Raw genomic sequence first — 7,858 nt, 5'->3', positions numbered from 1 at the left:
GCTCAGATCGGCGGTGGAACGCTGAACATCGTTCAAGGACCTGCGTCGGCCTATCCGGCCCTGTTGTCGGCACTTGGCCTGCGAAACGATGCAAGCCGCACCCTTCTAGCCGCCGAAGTCCGGGCTCTGTGGTCGGCGCCCATAGTCATCGGAAGCCAAGTCGATCAGGCTTTGATCCGCGAGCTCTGGTCGGATGCTCGGCTTGCCAACAGCCGTTTTGCTTATGCTGAAGCCGAGCAGACCTTGCGCAGGGCGCTCGAAGTTCAAATCCGCATTTTTGGCGAGGATGACGCTGTAAGCAACGCACTTTTTCTCGACATGGCGATGGTCGTTGCAAATCTTGGCCGATTTGACGAGTCAGATGGCCTACTGCGCCGCGCAGCCCCAATTATAGAACGGTCGCCAAGTCCGGCCGAGCGAGCCCGCCTAGCAACTTACCGAGCCAATATTTCAGCATTGCGCGGTGATTATGTCGCGGCCCGCACCGAAGCCGGCGATGCCGTCGCGCAATGGCGGGTAATAACCGACACTCGCCCAGTCACTGATGACACGGCCTCGGCTCGGGGTGAAATGGCGATGGCTCTAAACCTTGAAGCTTTTGTGCAAATGCGCAGTGGCGACACAACCAGCGCCAATGTGCTTGCAAGTCAGGCGTTACTGGCGCTGGCCGCAGCGCCTGCAACGCCGGTTTGGTGGCGCGCCGATGTAATGGGGGTTCTTGGCGAGACCAGCCTGTCAGATGGTAGGCTGGCCGCTGCCGAAGCTTACTTCAACGCCGCGATCAAGATCCGCAAGGATGCTTTTGGGGAGGGCGCGGGAACGCTGCGTATGCGGACGGCGCTGGCGCGCGCATACCAATCAGAGGGCATGAATACTAATGCCATCATTGCTTATCGCGAAGCACTTACGATCGCCCGCGGACTACCGCGAGACAGTTTGCCGTTTACCGATGAAGACTTGATGCCGCTGGCAGCGGCAGTTGTCGATTTTAGTGCGGGCATCTCTGACGACAAGCAACGTCAGGGTTTGTTTACCGAAGTTTTCGATGCCTTTCAATTTGCCCGTAAGCCAGGCCGGGACCGCACAATTGCCTTAACGGCCACGCGGCTCTCGTCAGGCTCTGTTGAGTTGTCAGCCTTGTTGCGGCGCGTCGAGGACGATAATCGTGAGTTGGCCCGTATTCAAAGTGAATTGGCACAGCAGCAAGCCCTTGCGGCCGATGAACGCAATCCCGAAACCGAAGACGCGCTCATTGCGCAGATCGCTAGCCAAGCGCCGCGCATCGAGGCATCTCGCGCAGAAATCGCCGCGCAATTTCCCGACTATCAAGCTCTGACAGAAGAAAAGTTGCCGCAGCTTGACGATGTTCGTTCCCGGCTGCGAGAAGATGAAGCCCTAGTTTCATTCCTGCTCGGCAGGGACAAATCATTTATTCATCTCGTAAGGCGTGATGGAACGATCGTTGCGGAAGTGCCGGCTGGCGCAGGCGATATCGCCACAAGTGTAAAAAGCTTGCGCCGCGGACTTGAAATCGAGGGAAGCTCGGTTGCTGATTTTGATCTCGAAACCGCGCACCAACTGTTTTCCCAATTGCTTGGTCCTGTCGTCCCGAAGCTCGGCGGAATAAAGCGTCTGATTATTGTGCCAACGGGAGCTCTTGCGAGCCTGCCATTTGGCCTACTTGTCACAGAGCCGTCATATGCTAAAAACTATAGCAGCGCCGCTTGGCTTTCCCGCCAATTTTCTATCACCCATAGCCCGTCAATCGCCAGCTTTATCGCGCTGCGTTCCACGCAGCTTGTCGGCAAGCCGAGCAAACTGCTGCTGGCTGTCGCCAACCCACTACTCGGCCCCCTGCAGAGTAAAGGGTCCACAGGTGCAAAAGCGGCGCGGGCTGGGTTTTCGAGCCTGTTAGGCAGTTGTCGCAAGGATGGCCCGGCGTCACCCGAAACACTTCGCATGCTGGTGCCATTGCCCGAAACCGCCAGCGAGGTCGCCGCAGTCGCGGCAGCACTCAACGCACCCGACGCAGAAATTATGCTCGCTGCGAATGCAACCGAAGCCAATCTGCGCAGTAAGTCCCTGTGGGACTATCGCATATTGTACTTTGCCACCCACGGCGTCTTGCCTGGCGAATTGAAATGCGAATCCGAACCCGGGCTTGTGCTCACACCGCCCGCTACAATTGCGGCAACGCGCTCCACCGACGGATTGCTTGACGCCAGCGAGATCGCCACACTGGAACTTCGCGCCGACCTCGTAGTGCTGTCAGCCTGCAATACCGCTTCGGACGGCAGCGGAAAACTAGGTGGCGAGACCCTGTCGGGGCTGGCCGAAGCCTTTTTCTATGCAGGCGCCCGCAGTTTGCTAGTCAGTCATTGGCAGGTGCCATCGGCGGCGACGGCGCGTTTGATGATCGATGTCTTTAAGGCCGTCGGCGCCAACCCTGACCTGTCAATCGATATCGCCCTCGCCCAAGCGCAACTTAAGGCAATAGAAACCCCGGCCACGGCGCACCCATTCTTCTGGGCGGCCTTTGTGCTGATCGGCGACGGTGCCTCATCTCCACTTAACGAAAGTGCCTCTGCATGAATTGGAAGGCGCTCGCTGCAGGGCTTGCGCTCGTCCTTGCGTGGCCCGCCCTCGCCATGCCGATGATCGTCGTTGAAGCGCGCGGTGGCGGCCTAAAGCCCGGGATGCGCATCGATAGTGCGCGCACGGTTAAGCTCGTCGAGGGCGAAAAAATGGTTCTGGTCGCACCCGATGGCCGGATGTCCACATTGCGTGGTCCCTATTCTGGTCCGGCCGTCCGTAACGCTGGATCAGTGCAAAACCCACGCGTGGCGTTGGCAGCACTTATCGCCACCCGTAAAGACCGTGCTAGCTCAGTCGGGGCAGTTCGGTCCGGAGCCAGTGCCGCGCCATTGCCTGATCCTTGGCTTATAGACATCTCGCGCGGCGGCGACCGCTGCCTAAAAGATGGCGAAAAGCCGGTCTGGTGGCGTCCGGAGAGCTTCGCCGATCAGGCCTTTTCAGTATTTCCCGTTGATCGCTCGTGGCGCGCAGATTATGTATGGAAGGCGTCTACAGATCGCATGACGCCCCCCGATATTGTCGGGCTTGACGATTTAAAAACCTTCATAATCCGTGCAGATGGTCAGGAATATCCTCTCCGTATCAACATGATACCGCGTGATATAGACGATCCTCTGGTGATCAGCGCCTGGATGCTGGAAAAGGCATGTGTTCAGCAGGCTGACGCATATCTAAGGGCGATCGGCAAAGATCTTGACGAGAGCGCACCGATGGCAGGCCTTAGTTTGTCGCCCACCGGGTTGATACAAAGATGAACAAGGCAACCCGGCAGATCTTGGCAGCGATCGCAATTGCATTTGCCGCTACTTTTCTAAGTGGCAGCAGTGTCCGCTTCATCGCGCCGCTGGCAAATCTGGAAACAAAGCTCGCTGATATTCGTGTCGCAGCGATGCAGCCAGCCATGCCGCCATCTTCGGATGTGGTAGTCATAGCCATAGACGAGGCGACACTGGCCGCATTTTCGTATCGATCGCCGGTTGATAGGGGCCTTATTGCCGATCTGATCGAACAACTTGAAGACAAGGGCGCCGCCGCAATCGGGGTAGACATCATCGTCGATCAACCCACCGAAGCCACCAAGGATGAACGGCTTCGCAAGGTCATCCTATCGACCCGCACGCCGCTGGCCTTCAGCTTCAGTTCGGCCCCCAATGTGGTTAATGCCGAACAGCTTGCCTACATGGAGGCGTTTGTTCCGGAGGATAAGCGCGCGGAGGCAAATCTGCTGACCGATCCGTTTGACGGGTTAGTCCGCCGCATCAACCCCGGCGGCACTGTCCTTAATGGACGGCGCGTTGACACCCCTCAGCATCCAGCTGGATTTGTAAGGAAATTGGCCGGAATGCGGGGCATAAAAGCGCCTCTGGTTCCAGTCGACATCGCTTGGCGTGCACAGCCAGATGCCGAAAACACGCCTTTCCCGACTTTTTCGGCAACTTATCTGCAGTTTTTGCCTCCCGAACTGATCAAGGGCAAGATCGTGTTAATCGGCGCAGTGCTATCGATTACAGATCGCCACAGAACCCCGCTTTCCATAATTGACGATGGCGATCGGGGCAACATGCCAGGCGTTATGGTTCAGGCACACGGCATCACCCAGATTTTGGAGGGGCGGCGTCCCCCAACGGTACCTGTGTCATGGACCATTGGGCTATTGGCGCTTTTCGCCATAATCGGCACCGGATTAAGCCTGTTGCGAATGGGCATCGTCTTCAATGTCGGTATCAGCGTCGTAATCACGATTGTGTATTGGGTCGGCGCAATCTTGGGCTTTGGCAAAGGTTTGCCAATGTTGCCGCTATTCGGACCGACACTGTCGCTATTCCTTGCTTTGTGGATGATGGACCTGATTATTGGACGCGGTGAACGCAAACAGCGCGAATTTGTTCAGAGCACATTTTCGCGCTATGTCTCGCCGGCAGTGGTCGACCAGTTGATCGCCGATCCGAGCTCGGTTCAAGTGTCGGGTACCAAGCGGGACGCGACCTTCATCTTCACCGATATCGCTGGCTTTACCACATTGTCTGAAAAATTGGAGGCCGAAGAACTCTCCGAAGTTCTAAATGAATATCTCGACGGCGCATGCGAGATTATCCTGAAATATACTGGCACTATCGATAAATTCATCGGCGATGCTATCATGGCGATCTTCAACGCTCCGATACCGCAGGCCGATCATGCCGAGCGTGGAATTCGTTGCGCGCTCGAACTCGATGCCTATGCCGAAGCCTTCCGAAAGGACTGCAATGCTAGAGATATTCCTCTTGGTGTCACCCGCATCGGCATCCACAGCGGCCTATCAATCATCGGCAATTTTGGTTCGAAATCACGCATGGATTTCACTGCGCTTGGCGACACCGTCAACACCGCCGCGCGCACTGAAGGCGTCAACAAATATTTCGGTACGCGCGTCTGTTGCACGCAACAGGTCGTCGACCAATGCCCCGATCTCGAATTTCGACCGATTGGCGACATTGTGCTTAAAGGCAAGGTGCAGGCAACGTGCCTATATACCCCTGTCGCCGCTACCGATGCGCCTGAATTGATTGCGGGTTATCGCCGGGCCTATGCCTTGCTTGAAGCCAGCGATCCAGACGCTGTCGATTGTTTGGCGAGCCTTTCAAAGGATTTTCCGGAAGATCCCGTCATCCGTTTCCATCAGGATCGGATTGCACTAGGGCTGCTGTCCTCGCGTGTGGTGATGGATGACAAATAAACTCCGAGCTTTGGCATATGTTATGCCTATATTTTACGTTGCACCGACCGTGATGGCGATGCACGCTACGCCTGTCATCGCCCAAATCGTCCGGCCACCGCCACAGGCCGATATTTCGCGCCAGCGGATCCAACCGCTGCCCCTTCCCGAGACGCCATTACAATTGCGCATTCAGAACCCTGAAAAGGCAAGCGTTCCAAAAGCGGTGGATGAAATCGAGTTTTCGATCACCCGCATCAAGGTAACTGGTGCAACACATTATCCGGAAGCGCGTTGGCGCGCAATTTTTGCTTCGCTTGAAGGTAAGAAAATCGTTTTGAGCGACTTGCGTGAGGCAGCCAATAAGCTTGAAAACCTCTATCGCGCCGATGGCTTTTTTCTGACCCGGGTTTTCATCGCTCCGCAAGAGGTGCGCGACGGTACCCTTGAAGTACAGGTAGTCGAAGGGTTCTTAGCCAACGCTTTTGTCCAGGCACCTAACCAAGCCAGCCGGAAACGTACTCAGGCACTGATCACCCCGGTGCTCGGCCAGCGCCCGGTGCGCTTCCTTGATCTTGAGCAGAGGCTGCTCCTGCTAAATGACACACCAGGTATGGCCGTTACCAGCGTACTGCGTCCAGGGGGCACGCTGGGCAGTAGCGATATCTTGCTGACAGCCGTCAAGCCACAAAGAACTGCCTTTGCCGCGGTGGATAATTCGGGTTCCGACGTCGTGGGGCCAATTAACTATTTACTTGGCACAACGATCTTTCAGCCCTTTGGCAGACCTGGCGCGCTTGACCTGTCGCTGGCTACGGCCGGTGAAGGCTTTGGCGAGCTTCAAGCAGTGGGCGCCCGATATGCAACACCGTTTGGCAATAATGGTATGGTGGGCAGTATCGGCGCGCTAGTTGCGCACGCCGCGCCGGGCGGTTTAATTCGCGACCTTGATGTGCAAAGCAAATCGGGCTCGCTGAGCGCAAGTCTGCGCGTGCCATTGCTTCGGTCCCGGGCTAATTCCATCTATCTTGATGCTGGGATGACATTGAACCGCAGCTTCGTTAAGGCGTTGGGCACAGAGATTAACGACGACCGGAGCACAGTTGCCAGCCTTGGCCTGCAGTGGCGACAGGTCGGTTGGCTTGCGGGCGACATGACATTTGGCGTTAACCTGCTCCACGGCCTTGGCCTATTGGGTGCGAACGGTGCCGATGCGCCCTTGCCTTCGGTCCAGGGGTTTGATCCGCATTTTCTGCGGCTGACCTATCAATTCCAGCGCAATCAGCCGATCCTTGGCCCGATCAGCGCGAGTATGACATTGCTAGGCCAATATACCACCAACCGCCTGCTCTCGGGGGAGCAAATCTCCTTCGGCGGGCGCGGCATCGGGCGCGCCTATGATCCATCAACGGTGGCTGGCGAGCGCGGCGTTGGGGTAGTTGGTGAACTGTTTGCATCACTTGCGGGTGTGCAGGTGCCCAACTTCATTGAGGGCACCCAAGTCTATGCTTTCGCTGACTGGGCGCAAACCACTGCGCTCGCTTATGAGGCAACGCCCAAACAAAGCGCGACCATTTCCTCGCTTGGGGCGGGAGCGCGTTTCACGCTGCTCGGCCGGTTGTCGATCGACACGCAGTTCTCTTCGGCGCGGCGCGCGCTGCCGGACGGCGCCAAAAGTGGCGGCCGCTTTACTCTCGGCGCAATTTTGCAGTTTTGAAAGACGATGTCATGACCAGTGCAAAAATTAGATCCGCCAATCATGGTCGAACATGCCGTCCGGCTATTCGCCGGCTGTCATTTCGGACGACACTGGCCTTAGCGGTCTGCATGTCTGCGCTGGCCGCGGCGAATGCTCAGGAAGTGCCGTTCACGGTCGCAAAAGGCACAATCGCCTCATTCGAACGCACCAACAACAATAAGACGTTAACGATTACACAGACCAGCACCCGAGCAGTACTCGACTGGTCAGAAATCGTGTTGCCAGCCGACGAGACTTTAAACTTTGTGCAGCCTAATAACCTGTCGATCACGCTTAACCGGAGCACAGCGAGCACAACGTTACCGTTCCAAATTGACGGCACTGTTATTGCGAATGGCCAAGTCTGGATCCTCAACCCCAAAGGCGTGATCATAGGCTCGACCGGCCGCGTCAATGCCGCCGGGGTCCTTGCCACCACGGCCAGCATTGATCCTGATGTCTTCATGAACAGCACCGGGAGCTTTGTATTTGCTAATGCAACCAACGCGGATCTCACCAATTATGGCCAGATCAACGTGCCATCGGGATATGCGGTGCTTGCTGGCAGGAAAGTCGCAAACATCACTTCCAGTGCCACCAGCGAGGCATTGATAAGCGCCAGTTTGGGAAAGATCGCGCTGGGTGGAGGCCGAGACTTTACTATTGATTTTGCCGGTAATGGGCTGGTGTCATTCCTGGTGGCCGACCCGGCGGGAGCCACCGCGGCGGGAGCCACCGCAAATCTCTCAAACAGTGTCGCTAATGGCGGCAAAATTGTAGCCGATGGCGGCACGATCCTGATGACGGTACGCAGCGCTGTCGACATTATC

The 7,858-nt window shown here is 56.8% G+C and carries 5 protein-coding genes; all 5 read left to right on the top strand.

Annotation, left to right across the window (positions count from 1 at the left end; genetic code table 11):
* Positions 1 to 2,592, top strand: a 2,592-nt coding sequence (locus QE270_RS09615) for a CHAT domain-containing protein (RefSeq protein ID WP_300038659.1), incomplete at its 5' end; no start/stop codon positions are given.
* The gene (locus tag QE270_RS09610; protein WP_300038657.1) at positions 2,589 to 3,350 is read left to right on the top strand and encodes a hypothetical protein; all 762 of its coding nucleotides are present in this window, start codon (positions 2,589 to 2,591) and stop codon (positions 3,348 to 3,350) included. The genes QE270_RS09615 and QE270_RS09610, both read left to right, overlap by 4 nt.
* A 20-nt stretch (positions 3,351 to 3,370) precedes the next feature.
* Positions 3,371 to 5,311, top strand: coding sequence for an adenylate/guanylate cyclase domain-containing protein (locus tag QE270_RS09605; protein ID WP_300038654.1), 1,941 nt, complete (start codon positions 3,371 to 3,373; stop codon positions 5,309 to 5,311).
* Between the two features lie 22 nt (positions 5,312 to 5,333).
* Positions 5,334 to 7,007 (top strand): ShlB/FhaC/HecB family hemolysin secretion/activation protein, encoded by a 1,674-nt coding sequence (locus QE270_RS09600; RefSeq protein WP_300038651.1) that lies wholly within the window; start codon positions 5,334 to 5,336, stop codon positions 7,005 to 7,007.
* 110 nt (positions 7,008 to 7,117) lie between these two features.
* Positions 7,118 to 7,858 (top strand): filamentous hemagglutinin N-terminal domain-containing protein (locus tag QE270_RS09595; protein ID WP_300038648.1); only part of this gene is annotated, 741 nt, incomplete at its 3' end.

The organism is Sphingorhabdus sp. (assembly GCF_029865925.1).
Lineage (GTDB): Bacteria > Pseudomonadota > Alphaproteobacteria > Sphingomonadales > Sphingomonadaceae > Sphingorhabdus_B.
The sequence above is the reverse complement of the archived record's forward strand: the minus strand, read 5'-3'. Positions and strand labels throughout refer to the sequence as shown.

Bases quoted from the DNA above. Each gene is read 5' to 3' on its own strand.
- QE270_RS09600 (WP_300038651.1), top strand. From the start codon at position 5,334: ATGCCTATATTTTACGTTGCACCGACCGTGATGGCGATGCACGCTACG.
- QE270_RS09610 (WP_300038657.1), top strand. From the start codon at position 2,589: ATGAATTGGAAGGCGCTCGCTGCAGGGCTTGCGCTCGTCCTTGCGTGG.